This window comes from Nonomuraea wenchangensis (assembly GCF_900111685.1).
Taxonomy (GTDB): domain Bacteria; phylum Actinomycetota; class Actinomycetes; order Streptosporangiales; family Streptosporangiaceae; genus Nonomuraea; species Nonomuraea wenchangensis.
In genome coordinates, this window is record NZ_FOHX01000025.1 from 104,940 (window position 1) to 119,823 (window position 14,884).

Here is a 14,884-nt window from a genome sequence, read left to right on the forward strand (position 1 = left end):
GTGGTGGTGGAGCTATGGGGATTCGAACCCCAGACCTCCTCCATGCCATGGAGGCGCGCTACCAACTGCGCTATAGCCCCTGGTCACCGCTACGAGCCTGCCCGTTGCGGCGCTCCGAGAGCATATAGCCATCCGCCCGGATTCGCCTAATCGCCTCTCCCGCGAAACCCGGGCCTCAGGTCACGGCCAGGTGGCCGCCACGGTGCCGTGGGCTCTCCGCCTCGTCCAGCAGGACGATCGCGAAGTCCGCGTACGAGACGCGGAGCGCCATGTCCCCGTGTTCGCGGACCTCGTACCGGCCGCTGCGCTCCCCCTCGTGGTCGAAGTCGCCGGCCGGGCTGACGTACACCCAGTCCAGCCCGCCGCCTTCGGCACGCAGCACCTCGAGACCGGCGGCGTGGGCCAGGCAGAAGGGCCGGAACTCGGCGGGGAAGCCGGGCACGTCCAGCAGCAGGATCCCGTCGGGCCCGGGCAGCAGCGTGGCGATCCCGACCGCGACGAGCCGGTCCACCCCGGCCTGCCGCAGGCCCTTGACGAGGGCCCGCGCCGCGTCGCTGAAGAAGGTGTCCGAGCCGATCACCGCCGCCGTGTTGATCGCGGCGTCGTGCCCGGCCGCGAGGGCGGCGACGTCGGCCGCGTCGGTGACGTCCCCCGCGGCGACCCGTACGCCGTCGTCCGCCGGGCCGTCGTACCGTGCCGGGTCGCGGACCACGGCCGTCACCTGGTGGCCGCGCCTGCGCGCCTCGGCGACGGCCCGCCGGCCGGCTCGGCCGCCGGCCCCGAAAATCACGTACCTGCTCATCGTCGGAATACCTCCCGTTGCGTCGATGCTCCGGAAAGATAGCCGCGAGGGCGGTTACCTCCTGGATACCGAGACCCGCGGGAGAGACACCATGACGCACCGGCAGCCGCTGCCCGCCGACCTCTTCGACGAGCTGTGCCCGTCGCCGCTGGTGCCGTTCCGCTTCGGCGACAAGTGGGCGGCGTTGATCATCCGCTGTCTGGAGGACGGCCCGCGCCGGTTCTCGGAGCTCCGCGTGCCGCTGCACCGCGTCACCCCGAAGGTGCTCACGCAGTCGCTACGCGGGCTGGAGCGCGGCGGCCTCGTCTCGCGCACCGTGCACGACGACCCGAGACCCAGGGTGGAGTACGCGCTGACGCCGCTCGGCCGCAGCATGCTGGAGCCGCTGGAGGCGGCCTGCGCGTGGGCGGCCGATCACTGGGACGAGCTGCTCGACGCGCGGGAGCGGCACACCGCCTCCTGAGCGAGGCGAGCGAGCCGCACGGCCCCCGAGCCGCACGGCCGCCCGGCCGTTCTCAGACCTCGGCGTCCGGTTTGTCGTCGCTGCTGATGGGCTCAGGCAGCGTGCCGGCGTTGTGCTCCAGCAACCGCCAGCCCTTGCGCCCTTCCTGGAGCACCGACCACGAGCAGTTGCCGAGCCCGCCGAGCGCCGGCCACAGCTCCTCGGGCAGCCCGAGCAGCTCGCAGATGCCGAGCCGCAGCGCCGCGCCGTGCGAGGCCACGACCAGCAGGCCGTCGTCGTCCAGCTTGGCCGCCCAGCGGCGCATGGCCGACGCCACCCGCTCGGCGACGTCCTGGACCTCCTCGCCGTCGGGAGCCTCCCAGTCGGCGTACTCCTTGGGCCAGCGCGCGGCGATCTCCTCCCGCGTCAGCCCTTCCCACTGGCCGCCCCCGCGCTCGCGGAAGTCCTTGTCGACGTGCACGTCGAGCCGGACCAGGCGGCCCAGCGCGAGCGCTGTGTCGTTGGCCCGCTGCAGGTCGGAGGAGACGATGACGGTGGGACGGAGCGAGGCCAGCAGCGAGGCGGCCCTGGCGGCCTGCGCGATGCCGGTCTCGTCGAGCGGGATGTCGGAGTGGCCCTGGAACCGTCGTTCGACGTTCCACAACGTCTGCCCGTGGCGCAGACACACGATGCGCCGGCTCATGCGGTTTCCCCGCCGGGAAGCCCGGCCCGTCCGCTCACGCGCGCGCCCGCTGCAGGTTGGCCTGCATGACGCTCTCCGGCAGCGCGATGGCCGGGCAGTCCTTCCACAGGCGCTCCAGGGCGTAGAACGTACGGTCCTCCTCGTGCTGGACGTGCACGACGATGTCGATGTAGTCGAGCAGCACCCAGCGGCCCTCACGCTCGCCCTCGCGGCGCACGGGCTTGGCGTCGGCCTCGGTGCGCAGCCGCTCCTCGATCTCGTCGACGATGGCACGGACCTGGCGGTCGTTGGTGGCGGAGCAGAGCAGGAACGCGTCGGTGATGACGAGCTGCTCGCTCACGTCGTAGGCGAGGATGTCATCGGCCAGCTTTTCGGCCGCGGCCTCCGCGGCGATGCGCACGAGCTGGACGGCTCTGTCAGATGCGGTCACGATGCGGGTCTGTCCTCCTGTGTCGGCAGCATGCCTATATGTTGAGGGTACCCGTCCAGGCCGAAACCCCTCACGTACGGCATGGATACCTTCACCCGTGGGCGCGATACAGCCCTCGTTTGTTGATGTACTGCACGATCCCGTCGGGAACCAGATACCAGATCGGCTCCCCTTTGGCCACCCGCTGCCGGCACTCCGACGACGAGATGGCCAGCGCGGGGATCTCCAGCAGCGTCACCCGCCCCTCGGGCAGGCCGGGATCGTGCAGGGTGTGGCCGGGCCTCGTGCAGCCGACGAAGTGCGCCAGCTCGAACAGCTCGTCGGCCTGCTGCCAGTCGAGGATCGCGCCGAGCGCGTCGGCGCCGGTGATGAAGAACAGCTCGACGTCCGGACCGTAAATGTTGGCGATGTCGCGCAGGGTGTCGATCGTGAACGTCGGCCCGGGACGGTCCACGTCCACCCGGCTGACGGAGAAACGGGGGTTCGAGGCGGTGGCGATGACCGTCATGAGGTAGCGGTCCTCGGCGGCGGACACCTCGCGCTCGGACTTCTGGTACGGCCGTCCGGTCGGGACGAAGACGACCTCGTCCAGCTCGAAGTGGTGGGCGACTTCGCTGGCCGCGACAAGGTGTCCGTGGTGGATGGGATCGAACGTCCCGCCCATGACTCCCACTCGTCGCATCCCCTGCACACCCGACGCGTTCTTCATGGAACGGACCTTACGCGGACGCAGCACCACAACTCGATGGCACCCCCCTTCGTGATGTCCGCGCAAGACTTCGGTTGCGGACGTAGCATGCCGGGCATGACGACCACCCCGGACCGCAATCGCGTCCAACTGCCCGGCATCTCGTCCCGAGCCTACGAACACCCCGCAGACCGGTCCGCCCTGGTCGCTCTGCGTAAGTTGAGTGGGTTTGACACGGTTCTCAAGCAGATGTCCGGTCTCATCAGCGAGCGCCGCCTCCGCCTGATGTACCTCGCCTCGGCCGTCCGCGTCAGCGAGACGCAGTTCCGCTCGCTCTACGACATGGGCCGCGACGCCGCCTACACCCTCGACCTGCACCGCATCCCGGAGATCTACGTCCAGCAGGACCCGCAGGTCCAGGCCAAGGCCATCGGCTTCGACGACCCGTTCATCGTCGTGACCACCGGCCTGCTCAACCTCATGAACGAGGAGGAGCAGCGCTTCGTCATCGGCCACGAGACCGCCCACATCCTCTCGGGGCACGCGGTCTACCGGACGATGCTCGACATCCTCACCCGCCTCGCCACCCGCGTCGCCTGGATCCCGCTCGGCTACATCGGCCTGCGGGCCATCGTCGCGGGCCTGGAGGAGTGGTACCGCAAGTCGGAGCTGTCCTCCGACCGCGGCGGCCTGCTCGTCGGCCAGGACCCCGACGCGGGCAAGCGGGCGCTGATGAAGCTCGCCGGCGGCGCCTACACCCACGAGATGAACATCGAGGCGTTCCTGGAGCAGTACAACGAGTACGACACCGCGGGCGACCTTCGCGACGGCTTCCTCAAGGTGCTCAACCTGCTCGGCACCACCCACCCGTTCGCCGTGGTGCGCGTGGCCGAGCTGGACAAGTGGCAGCGCAGCGGCGACTACGACCGCATCCTCGGCGGCGACTACCCGCGCCGCGAGGACGACGCCAGCGCACGGGTCACCGACGAGGTCAAGGCGGCGGCCGAGTCCTACCGCGCGTCCTGGCAGCAGTCGCAGGACCCGTTCATCGGCGTGCTGCGCGACGTCGCCGAGGGCGCGGTCAACGCGGGCGAGCGCATCTTCAACCGCTTCTCCCGCCGCGACGGCGGCCAGGGCTGACCGGCGCCATCGCCACGCGCGGCCGGTCAGCGTGAGCGGCCGCGTCCGTCGGCGGGCCGGTCTTTCGCCGGGGTCCTAGAGCAGGAGGGCGATGGCGCGCACGGCGGCCGCGCACAGGGCGACGAACCCGCCCAGCACCGCCAGCGCCCGCAGTCCCTCCCTGCGCAGGTCCGGCAGCCGGCCGCCGATCCGCTCGATCTCGCGACCGGTGATGCCGCCGCAGAGCATCCCGAACACCACGGCCGCCACGGTCACGGGCGCCGGCTGCTGCCACCAGTCGGTGTCGATCTGGCCGCCGCCGGTCACCCAGAGCGCCCCGCCCGACGCCACCGCGACGGGCAGGCCGGGCCACACCAGCGCGGTCCCCGCCGCGCCGGCCAGCGCCAGCGGGAACAGCAGCACGCGCAGCGTCATCCGCACCCGCCGGGAGCCCCGGTTCCTGATCATCCAGTGGTTCATCCAGAGCGTCCTGGTCAGCACCACGAACACGGCGGTGATCGCGATCGAGGCGATCGGCCAGATCACCGACGTCACCACGCACGGCACCGCCAGCACCGCGAGCAGCAGCAGCGCGCCGTTGCCCGCGGGCAGCGTGGTGGGCGCGTCGCTCTTCCGCCTGACCTGTGGCCGGGCCGCCGCCGCGCGGGTCCGTACGGCGGCGGCCGCACGGGCGCGGGGCGTGGTCATCTTCGCCCGCGGCCCGGTGTTCTTGCCGTCGCCGCTGCCCCGGACGCGCGGCGCGGGCACCTTCCCGTCCGCCGCGCTCCGGGCCCGCGCCGCGGCCCCGTCCATCCTGCTCCGCGCCACAACCCCATCAGCCGGCGTACGCCCCCGCGCGGCACCCCCGTCACCAGCCGTCCGCCCACGAGCAGCGGCACCATCGGCGGCGGCACGCCCACGCGCGGCAGCACCGTCAGCAGGCGCACGCCCACGAGCGGCGGCACCATCAACAGGCGCACGCCCACGAGCAGCGGTCGGATCAGCAGAAGTGCGCCCACGCGCGGCGCTTGGATCAGCAGGCGTGCGCCCACGCGCGGCGGCCCCATCCGCAGGAGTCCGGCCACGCGCGGCAGCCCCGTCCACAGGCGTCCGGCCTCGCGGCTGGGTGGTCTTCCCCTCGGCGGCGGCCCGCCTCGCCGCCTCACCACCGGTACGGCGAGGCGGCGGCACCTTCCCGTCGGCGCCCGTCGGATTGGGCCGCCCGCGCGCCGCCTTGGCCTCGCCCCGCGCGCCCTCGTCCGCGCCCCGCCCCCGCGACGGCGGCGCCTCCTCGGCCGCCTCGCCGCCCGCGTCGGTCTCGGTCGCGCTGGTGACCCTGGCCAGCCGCGACAGCCGGTCGGCCAGCAACGCCGCCGTGGGCCGCTTGCCCGGCTCCCGGTTGAGCGCCGCGCGCACCAGCGGCAGCAGCTCGACCGGCACGCCCTTGAGGTCGGCCTGCCCGTTGAGCACGGCGTACATCTGCGCCTCGGCCGTCCCCCGCCCGAACGTGGGCCGCCCGGTCGCCGCGAACGCCACCGTCGCCGCCCAGGCGTGCACGTCCGCCGGCGAGTCGACGTGCTCGTCGGCGAAGATCTCCGGCGCGGTGTAGCCGGGCGTGCCGAGGAACGTGCCGGTCATGGTCAGCCGGGTCGCGTCCAGGACCTGGGCGATGCCGAAGTCGATGAGCACCGGTCCGCGCGCGGACATGATGATGTTGCCCGGCTTCAGGTCGCGGTGCACGACCCCGGCCGCGTGGATGATCGCCAGCGCCGCCGCGATGCCCTGCGCCATCTCGACCAGCTCGGCGACGTCGAGCGGCCCGTCCCCGCGTACCTTCTCCAGCAGCGTGGCGCCCTCGATGTGCTCCATCACCAGGTAGGGCCGCGCGCAGTTGAGGTCGGCGTCCAGCACCTTGGCGACGTACGGGCTCTCGACCCTGCGCAGCGCGCGGACCTCGCGCTCCAGCCTGACCCGTGAGGTCTCGTCCTCGGCCAGGTCGTGCAGGACCTTCAGCGCGATGCGCTCGCCCCGGCGGGTGGTCGCGAGGTAGACCTCGCCCATGCCGCCCCGGCCGAGCCGCTCGACCAAGGTGTACGGCCCGACCTTGCCGAGCTTGCTCACCGTCCCTCCCCGCCCGGCGCGCCCATAAGGGACACAACCCTAGCGTTGGGACGGGAGTCAACGCTTGCGGCGCGCCGGAGGTCGTACAGGTTTATCGGCGTGAGTGGTCGGAGAGCATGCTGTCGAGTCGCGCGGTGGGCTCCTCGGACAGCCGCCTGCGACCCTTGCGGCGCCAGCGTACGTGGCCGTGGCTCTCCAGCAGGAGCATCAGACGGTCGGCGGCGAACAGCACCGCGGCGACGAAGGCGAGGGCGACGATGATCTCCATGTCCCCCAGTCAAGCCGCGGTGCGCGGCCACGGTCAGGCCGACACGCCGTCAGCCGGCCACCACGGTGCCTTCTGAGGTGCGCAAATGCCCTTCGCCGGTGTAAACCCACTTCGTGGAGGTGAGCTCCGGCAGCCCCATCGGCCCGCGCGCGTGCAGCTTCTGGGTGGAGATGCCGATCTCCGCCCCGAACCCGAACTCGCCCCCGTCGGTGAACCGCGTGGAGGCGTTGACCGCCACCGCCGCCGAGTCGACCAGCGCCACGAACCGCCTGGCGGCCCGCTGCGACCGGGTCACGATGGCGTCGGTGTGGCCCGAGCCGTGGCGCCTGATGTGCTCCACCGCCTCCTCCAGCGAGCCGACGACGGCCGCGGCGATGTCGAGCGAGAGGTATTCGACGGCGAAGTCGTCGTCGGTGACGGGCACGACGTCGGCGCCGTGGGCGGCGATCCGCTCGTCGCCGTGCACGGTCACGCCCGCCTCGGCCAGCGCCTCCAGCGCCTTCGGCACGAACGCGTCCGCGATGTCCTGGTGAACGAGGAACGTCTCGGCCGCGTTGCACACCGAGGGCCGCTGCGCCTTGGCGTTGACCAGGATCTTCACGGCGAGGTCGACGTCGGCCTCGGCGTCGACGTAGACGTGGCAGTTGCCGACGCCGGTCTCGATGACCGGCACGGTGGACTCCTCGACCACGGAGTTGATCAGGGACGCGCCGCCGCGCGGGATCAGCACGTCGACCAGGCCACGGGCGCGCATGAGCTCCTTGACCGAGTCGCGGGTGCGGCCCGGCACGAGCTGGATCGCGCCGACCGGCACCTCGGTGCCCTCCAGCGCGCCCTGCATGACCGCGACCAGCGCGGTGTTGGAGGAGTAGGCGCTGGAGGAGCCGCGCAGCAGCACGGCGTTGCCGCTCTTGAGGCAGAGCGCGGCGGCGTCCACGGTGACGTTGGGACGGCCTTCGTAGATGATGCCGATGACGCCGAGCGGCACCCGGAGCTGGCGCAGCTCCAGGCCGTTGGGCAGCGTGGAGCCGCGGACCACCTCGCCGACCGGGTCGGGCAGGTCGGCGACCTCGCGCACGGCGTCGGCGATCTTGGCGATGCGGCCCTCGTCCAGCCGCAGCCGGTCGACCATGGCCTCGGACGTGCCCTCGGCCCTGGCCCGCTCGACGTCCTCGGCGTTGGCCGCGACGATCTCGGCGGCGTGGGCGACCAGGGCGTCGGCGATCGCGCGCAACGCCCGATCCTTCGGCGCCCGCGGCAGCGGGGCCAGCTCGGCGGCGGCCTCTCGTGCCGCGCGGGCGACCTTCAGGAACTCTTCGGACATCACGTGCTCCTCGTTCGGCTGCTAAGCGTGGGTCTCCAGTATGACGATGTCGTCGCGGTGGATCAGCTCGCGTTCATATTCCGGACCGAGCGCGCTGGCCAGCTCCCGGGTGGAACGCCCGAGCAGGCCGGGGATCTCGGCGGCGTCGAAGTTGACCAACCCCCGGGCCACCACGTCACCCTCCGGCCCGCACAGGTCCACCGGATCGCCCGCCGCGAACTCGCCCTCCACCGACGTCACCCCGGCCGGCAGCAGCGACTTGCGCCGCCCGACGACGGCCTCCACCGCGCCCGGGTCGAGGCTCAGCCGGCCGCGGCCGGTGGTGGCGTGCGCGAGCCACAGCAGGCGCGTGCCGGGATGGCGCCCGCCGGGGTGGAAGTAGGTGCCGACGTCCGCGCCGCTCAGCGCCTGGGCCGCGTGAGCGGCCGCGGTGAGCACCACGGGGACCCCGGCCCCGGTCGCGATCCTGGCGGCCTGCACCTTGGTCACCATGCCGCCGGTGCCGACGGCCGCGCCGTTCCTGCCCAGCTCGACGCCCGCCAGGTCCTCGGGGCCGCGGATCTCGGCCAGCCGGCGGGCGCCCGCACGGCTCGGCGGGCCGTCGTAGAGCGCGTCCACGTCCGACAGCAGCACCAGCGCGTCGGCGCGGATCAGATGGGACACCAGGGCCGCCAGCCGGTCGTTGTCGCCGAAGCGGATCTCGTCGGTGGCCACCGTGTCGTTCTCGTTGACGATCGGCACGATGCCCAGCTCCAGCAGCCGGTGAAGGGTGCGCTGGGCGTTGACGTGGTGGGCGCGGCGCATCATGTCGTCGGCGGTGAGCAGCACCTGGCCGACGCGCAGCCCGTAGCGGGCGAAGGAGGAGGTGTAGCGGGCCACCAGCACGCCCTGGCCGACGGAGGCGGCGGCCTGCTGGGTCGCGAGGTCACGAGGTCGCGCGCTCAGCCCGAGCGGGCCGAGACCCGCCGCGATCGCCCCGGAGGAGACCAGGACGATCTGCGTCCCGGCCCGGCGCCGCGCCGCCAGCACGTCCACCAGGGCATCGACGCGATCGACGTCGATCGTGCCCTGGGGGGTGGTGAGCGAGGAGGAGCCGACCTTGACCACGACCTTCGACGCCGCGCTGATCTGTTCCCGCACGCTCTGCAGCCTATCCAAGCTCCAGCCCACCCAACGCCCGCCCAACCCCACCCCCTCCCCCGACCTCCCACACCTCGGGCCCTCGCACCCCAGGCCCTGCCCCCGCCCCGGCGCCGTCGCGCAGCGGCTTCAGCCCAGGCGGTTGTCGGTGCCGCGCGGCCCCTGCCGCGTGGACTCCGCGCTCAGCGTCGGCTGCCAGTCGAACACGTAGCCGCCCTCCATAGGCCCGATGACCACCTCGGCCCCCGCCGTGGCCCCGGCCTTGGCCAGCTCCTCCTCGACCCCCAGCCGCTCCAGCCGGTCGGCGAGGTAGCCGACGGCCTCGTCGTTGGTGAAGTCGGTCTGCCGGATCCACCGCTCCGGCTTCTCGCCGGTGACCTGGAACAGGTTCTCGTTGACCCGCCGGACCTTGAACCCGGCGTCCCCGAGCTGCTTGGGCCGGATGACCAGCCGCGTGGGCTCCTCCACCGGCTTGCTGGCCCGCGCCGCCGCGACCCACTCCCCCATCGCGTACGTCAACTCGCGCAGCCCGTCATGCGTGGCCGCCGACACCGTGAACACCCGCAGCCCGCGCTCCTCGAACTCCGGCGTCACCAGCTCGGCCAGCTCCCGCGCGTCCGGCACGTCCGCCTTGTTGAGCACGACGATGCGCGGCCGGTCCTCCAGCTTCCCGTACGCGGCCAGCTCGGCCTCGATCACCTCGTAGTCGCTGACCGGGTCGCGTCCCGGCTCCATCGTGGCGCAGTCGATGACGTGCGCGAGCATGTCGCACCGCTCGACGTGCCGCAGGAACTCGTGCCCGAGCCCCTTCCCCTGCGAGGCGCCCGGGATCAGCCCCGGCACGTCGGCCACGGTGAACACGGTGTCGCCCGCCGTCACCACGCCCAGGTTCGGGACCAGCGTCGTGAACGGATAGTCGGCGATCTTCGGCTTGGCCGCGCTCAGCGCCGCGATCAGCGACGACTTGCCCGCGCTCGGGAAGCCGACCAGCGCCACGTCCGCGACGCTCTTCAGCTCCAGCATCACGTCGAGCCCGTCGCCCGGCTCGCCGAGCAGCGCGAACCCCGGCGCCTTGCGCCTGGCCGTGGCGAGGGCGGCGTTGCCGAGGCCCCCGTGGCCGCCCTGCGCGATGACGTACCGGGTGCCGGCGCCGATCAGGTCCACCAGCACCTCGCCGGTGCGGGCGTCCTTGACCACCGTGCCGTTGGGCACCGGCAGGATCACGTCCTCGCCGTTGGCGCCGTCGCGGTTGGAGCCCTGCCCCTGCTTGCCGTTCTCGGCCTTGCGGTGCGGGCGGCGGTGGTAGTCGAGCAGGGTCGCGGTGTTGGGGTCCACCTCGAGGATGACGTCGCCGCCGCGCCCGCCGTTGCCCCCGTCCGGACCGCCGAGGGGCTTGAACTTCTCCCGGTGGATGGAGGCGCACCCGTTCCCCCCGTCACCGGCCTTGACGTGCAGGACCACCTGGTCCACGAAGTCCGGCATGCAGCAGCACTCCTCCATCGCCCCCGCCAGGGGCTTCTCAACTCATCGAACGGGACCCTACCCAGGTCCCGGGAACGCGGAAGGGGTGGATCGCCCGCGCGATCCACCCCTTTGACGCGAATGGTGCAACGACCCCCGTGACGGGAGCGGAGAACTACTCCGCGACGGGGACGATGCTCACGGCCCGACGGCCGCGCTTGACGCCGAACTGCACGTGACCCGCGGTCAGCGCGAACAGCGTGTCGTCGCCACCACGGCCGACGTTGTCGCCGGGGTGGAAGTGGGTGCCACGCTGACGGACGATGATCTCGCCCGCGTTGACCAGCTGGCCGCCGAAGCGCTTGACGCCCAGGCGCTGAGCATTGGAGTCACGGCCGTTCCGGGTGGACGACGCGCCCTTCTTGTGTGCCATCTCTCAAACTCCCGATCAGGCCTGGTCGATACCGGTGATCTTCACCTGGGTGTACCGCTGGCGGTGACCCTGGCGCTTCTTGTAACCGGTCTTGTTCTTGTACTTGAGAATCCGGATCTTCGGGCCCTTGGTCTCACCGAGGATCTCGGCGCTGACCATGAACTTGCCCACCTCGGTGGTCACGTCGCCATCGTCGACGACGAGCACCGTCGGCAGCGAAACCGAAGAGCCGACCTCGCCGGCGACCTTGTCCACCTCGAGGACGTCACCGACGGAGACCTTCTGCTGCCTGCCGCCGCAACGAACGATCGCGTACACCGCGGAACCCTTCTACTGACTCGCTGTTGCCACAGCCGTCCCCTGAGGGAACGACCGCCGAATGCTGCGCCTGCCATTCGGTCCTGTCTCGAACCGACGAACCGAGTAGGCGCGCCAACAGGGCGCGTCACCTGACGCACCGGTTCACCAGGGTACCGGATGAACGGCCCCCCAGGCGAACCGGACGGATCGTCGGATGTCCACCAAAGGCTAGTCGGCGGACTTGGCTCGGCGGGAGCGTCGCCGCCCTCTGCCGGAAGTCTGGCCCGCTTGGTCGTCCTCAGCCGGGACATCATCAAGCGCACCGGTCACGGTATCACGGCCGGAGGTGTCCTTGGCCGCGGAAACCTTGTCCGAGACCGCCTTCTCGACGGCCATCTTGCCCTGCGTGCCGCGCGGCTCCGGCTTGCTCTCGACCGGCTCGGTCGAGACGATCAGCCCGCGCCCGTTGCAGCACTCGCACGGCGTCGAGAACGCCTCCAGCAGCCCCTGGCCGACCCGCTTGCGCGTCATCTGCACCAGGCCCAGCGAGGTCACCTCGGCCACCTGGTGCTTCGTACGGTCGCGCGCCAGGCACTCCAGCATCCGCCGCAGCACCAGGTCGCGGTTGGACTCCAGCACCATGTCGATGAAGTCGATCACGATGATGCCGCCGATGTCGCGCAGCCGGAGCTGGCGCACGATCTCCTCGGCCGCCTCCAGGTTGTTCCTGGTGACCGTCTCCTCCAGGTTGCCGCCCTGGCCGGTGAACTTGCCGGTGTTGACGTCCACGACCGTCATCGCCTCGGTGCGGTCGATGACCAGCGAGCCGCCGCTCGGCAGCCACACCTTGCGCTCCATCGCCTTGCCGAGCTGCTCGTCGATGCGGTAGGCCTCGAACACGTCGCCCTGCTCGTCCCACTTCGACAGCCGCTCGCCCAGGTGCGGCGCGACGTACTTGACGTAGTCGTCGACCGTGTCCCAGGCGTCGTCGCCCTGGACGACCAGGTTCGTGAAGTCCTCGTTGAAGACGTCACGGATGACGCGGATGGTGAGGTCGGGCTCGGCGGACAGCAGCTCGGGCGGGCTGGCCGACTTGGCCTTCTTCTGGATGCTCTCCCACTGGGCCGACAGCCGGGCCACGTCGCGGGCCAGCTCGTCCTCGGAGGCGCCCTCGGCCGCGGTGCGCACGATGACGCCCGCGTTCTCCGGCATGACCTTCTTCAGGATGCTCTTGAGCCGGGTGCGCTCCTTGTCGGGCAGCTTGCGGCTGATGCCGGTCATCGACCCGTCCGGCACGTACACGAGGTAGCGCCCCGGAAGGCTGATCTGCGAGGTGAGCCGCGCGCCCTTGTGCCCGATCGGGTCCTTGGTGACCTGCACCAGCACCGACTGGCCGGACTTCAGCGCCGACTCGATGCGCTTCGGCTGGCCCTCCATCCCGACCGTGTCAAAGTTGACCTCGCCCGCGTACAGGACCGCGTTGCGGCCCTTGCCGATGTCCACGAACGCCGCCTCCATCGACGGCAGCACGTTCTGGACCTTGCCGAGGTAGACGTTGCCGACGTACGACTGGCTCGCCTCGCGGTTGACGTAGTGCTCGACGAGCACGCCGTCCTCCAGCACCGCGATCTGCGTACGGTCGCCCTGGCGGCGCACCACCATCATGCGGTCGACGGACTCGCGCCGGGCCAGGAACTCCGACTCGGTGATGATCGGCGGACGCCTGCGGCCCAGCTCGCGGCCCTCGCGGCGGCGCTGCTTCTTGGCCTCCAGCCGGGTCGAGCCGCGCACGCTCTGCACGCCGTCCGTGGCGGTCTCCAGCGCACCGGTACGGCCGGAGCGCGGCGCGCGGATGCGCACCACCGTGTTGGGCGGATCGTCGCTGGCCGGCTCGGCGCCCTCGTCACCGCCCCTGCGGCGACGGCGACGGCGGCGGCGGGAGGACGAGCTCTCCTCTTCCTCCTGCGCGGCCGGCTCCTCGGCGGGCTCCTCCTCGGACTCCTCGTCGTGGTCCTCGCCGTCCTCGCCCTCGCCACGCTCACGCGACTTGCCGCGCCCGCGGCCACCACGGCGGCGACGGCGGCGACGGCCGCCGCCGTCCTCCTCCTCGTGCTCCTCGACGGCGTCGGCCTCGGTCTCGTCCTCGACGCCCTCCTCGACGAGGTCCTCGGCCTCCTCCGGCTCGACCGGCTGGGGCGGCTCGGGACGCCGCGTCGCGGCGGGCTTGGCCTGGGTCGGGTCCGGCGCCTGGAACAGCGGCGCGAAGATGGCCGAGGGCCGCTGGAACGCGGCGCCGGGCTCGTCGTAGTGGCGCGCCGAGAACCCGAACGGGTCGGCCAGCAGGCTCGGCCGGGTCGGTTCCTCGTCGAGGTCCTCACCGGCGGGTTCGTCGTCGAGCGGCTCGTCCTCGGGAAGGATCTCGATGATGTCCTCCCCCTCGTCCTCGACGCCCTCGACATCCCCACCGGAAGCCGCCACCGCGCCCTGACCGGCGCCAGCCTGGTCAGTCGCGGCACCCTGCGTGCCCGTGCCGGCGTCCTCGCCCGTCTCGCCGGGCGCCGCCTCCGCGGCGGTCGCGCGCCGGCTGCGCGTCGTCGTGGCGCGCGTGCGCGTCCTCCGGCTACCCGTGCCACGGCCACTCTCGGCCGCCTCGACCTGCGCCCCGGCATCCGCGACACCGGCCTGCGCGTCTGCCTCCGCACCGGCTTCCCCGACGGCCTGCCCCGTGGCCAGCGCCCCGGCCTGTCCGGCGCCCTCCGCGCCGACCTGCCCGGCACCCACGCCACCGGCCGCGCTCACACCAGCGGCCTGCCCGGCGGCGGCCTCGGCCGTCCCAGCGGGCACGCCCTGCTCCCCGGCTGGCACGACGGCCTCCGCCGCCACGTCCTCACCGGCCTTCTTACGAGTCCTGGTACGCCGCTTCGGCGCGGCCTCCTCGGCGGGAGCCGCGGCCACGCCGCTCTCCACCGCACCGGCCGCAGCACCCTCGGCGCTCACGGCCGCACCGGCGCCGCTCTCGGCACCGGCCTCCTCGGCCTCGGCGCCCTTCTTCGTGGTACGCCGCCGCGTCGTCGTCGCGGTGGACCGCGTACGCGACGTCTTCTTGGGCTTCTCCTCGCCGGCTCCGGCCTCGCTCACCGCGTCCGCCACGGCCCCGGCCACAGCGGCCTCCACCGGGCTGACACCAGCCCCGGCACCACCAGCGGCAGCACCAGTGCCGCCGACAGTCTCAGCAGCACCAGCCTCGGCCAAGCCGCCACCGGCCCCGCGAGCACCGCCCGCGGGCCCACTTCCGTTCTCCACGGCAACGGCGACCTCGGCATCCGGCGACCCGGCTGCTCTGCGCACCACGGTGCCTCGCACCGGCGCGCCCTCCGACACCGACACCGACGGCGCGGCCTGCGCGGCGATGACGGTGACCGGCTTCTGCGCCGGCTCCTCGGGCAGCTCGGGCGGCGGCCCCGCGGGCCGGCTGGCGGCGCGGCGGCGCTTGGTCCCCGTTGTCTGTTCAGTTGTCTCCCCGTCGGGGCCAGTGGCCCCGGCGTTGGGCTCGTTGTCGAGCATGCGGGCGCTCTCCCGTCAGCTCCCGGGCGCGTCGCCGCGCCGCGCAGGAGCCATCGTGTCTCAGTTGTCCGCCGGTGCCTCCGTGACGG

The 14,884-nt window shown here is 72.4% G+C and carries 14 protein-coding genes and 1 tRNA gene; 2 read left to right on the forward strand and 13 right to left on the reverse strand.

Annotation, left to right across the window (positions count from 1 at the left end):
• Positions 1–4 precede the first annotated feature (4 nt).
• Together BMW85_RS44790 and BMW85_RS44795 are read right to left on the reverse strand one after the other, a co-directional pair.
• Positions 5–80 (reverse strand) — tRNA-Ala (locus BMW85_RS44790).
• Positions 81–175: 95 nt separating this feature from the next.
• Complete coding sequence (locus BMW85_RS44795; RefSeq protein WP_091093732.1) at positions 176–802, reverse strand: NAD(P)-dependent oxidoreductase; 627 nt, start codon at positions 800–802, stop codon at positions 176–178.
• Between the two features lie 91 nt (positions 803–893).
• Between BMW85_RS44795 and BMW85_RS44800 the strand changes: the two genes are divergently transcribed.
• Positions 894–1,265, forward strand: a complete 372-nt coding sequence (locus BMW85_RS44800; protein WP_091093733.1) for a winged helix-turn-helix transcriptional regulator — start codon at positions 894–896, stop codon at positions 1,263–1,265.
• Positions 1,266–1,317: 52 nt separating this feature from the next.
• Here the strand turns inward: BMW85_RS44800 and BMW85_RS44805 are convergent, their stop codons facing one another.
• The 3 genes from BMW85_RS44805 to nadD form a co-directional block, all read right to left on the reverse strand.
• A complete protein-coding gene (locus tag BMW85_RS44805) occupies positions 1,318–1,947 on the reverse strand; it encodes a histidine phosphatase family protein (protein WP_091093735.1) in 630 nt (209 codons plus the stop codon).
• 34 nt (positions 1,948–1,981) lie between these two features.
• Positions 1,982–2,377, reverse strand: a complete 396-nt coding sequence (rsfS, locus tag BMW85_RS44810) for a ribosome silencing factor (RefSeq protein WP_091093736.1) — start codon at positions 2,375–2,377, stop codon at positions 1,982–1,984.
• Between the two features lie 91 nt (positions 2,378–2,468).
• The gene (gene nadD, locus BMW85_RS44815; RefSeq protein WP_281249699.1) at positions 2,469–3,059 is read right to left on the reverse strand and encodes a nicotinate-nucleotide adenylyltransferase; all 591 of its coding nucleotides are present in this window, start codon (positions 3,057–3,059) and stop codon (positions 2,469–2,471) included.
• Between the two features lie 123 nt (positions 3,060–3,182).
• On the opposite strand from nadD, the gene BMW85_RS44820 reads away from it, so the two are divergent.
• Positions 3,183–4,205, forward strand: coding sequence for a M48 family metallopeptidase (locus tag BMW85_RS44820; protein WP_091093786.1), 1,023 nt, complete (start codon positions 3,183–3,185; stop codon positions 4,203–4,205).
• A gap of 75 nt (positions 4,206–4,280) precedes the next feature.
• Here the strand turns inward: BMW85_RS44820 and BMW85_RS44825 are convergent, their stop codons facing one another.
• The 8 genes from BMW85_RS44825 to BMW85_RS44855 form a co-directional block, all read right to left on the reverse strand.
• On the reverse strand, positions 4,281–6,305 hold the full coding sequence (locus BMW85_RS44825; RefSeq protein WP_091093738.1) for a serine/threonine-protein kinase: 2,025 nt from the start codon (positions 6,303–6,305) through the stop codon (positions 4,281–4,283).
• 91 nt (positions 6,306–6,396) lie between these two features.
• Positions 6,397–6,573, reverse strand: a complete 177-nt coding sequence (locus BMW85_RS50105; protein WP_177241209.1) for a hypothetical protein — start codon at positions 6,571–6,573, stop codon at positions 6,397–6,399.
• A 49-nt stretch (positions 6,574–6,622) separates the two neighbouring features.
• Positions 6,623–7,897 carry a glutamate-5-semialdehyde dehydrogenase gene (locus tag BMW85_RS44830; RefSeq protein WP_091093740.1) on the reverse strand — a complete coding sequence of 425 codons (1,275 nt, stop codon included), beginning with the start codon at positions 7,895–7,897 and terminating at the stop codon, positions 6,623–6,625.
• 21 nt (positions 7,898–7,918) lie between these two features.
• Positions 7,919–9,037: a glutamate 5-kinase gene (proB, locus tag BMW85_RS44835; RefSeq protein ID WP_218156217.1), complete on the reverse strand. Its 1,119-nt coding sequence runs from the start codon at positions 9,035–9,037 to the stop codon at positions 7,919–7,921.
• Positions 9,038–9,166: 129 nt separating this feature from the next.
• A complete protein-coding gene (obgE, locus tag BMW85_RS44840) occupies positions 9,167–10,519 on the reverse strand; it encodes a GTPase ObgE (protein ID WP_091093742.1) in 1,353 nt (450 codons plus the stop codon).
• Between the two features lie 154 nt (positions 10,520–10,673).
• A complete protein-coding gene (gene rpmA / locus BMW85_RS44845; protein WP_020546367.1) occupies positions 10,674–10,931 on the reverse strand; it encodes a 50S ribosomal protein L27 in 258 nt (85 codons plus the stop codon).
• Between the two features lie 15 nt (positions 10,932–10,946).
• Positions 10,947–11,249 (reverse strand): 50S ribosomal protein L21, encoded by a 303-nt coding sequence (rplU, locus tag BMW85_RS44850; protein WP_020546368.1) that lies wholly within the window; start codon positions 11,247–11,249, stop codon positions 10,947–10,949.
• A 210-nt stretch (positions 11,250–11,459) separates the two neighbouring features.
• Positions 11,460–14,795, reverse strand: coding sequence for an Rne/Rng family ribonuclease (locus tag BMW85_RS44855; RefSeq protein ID WP_245775458.1), 3,336 nt, complete (start codon positions 14,793–14,795; stop codon positions 11,460–11,462).
• Positions 14,796–14,884: the final 89 nt, after the last annotated feature.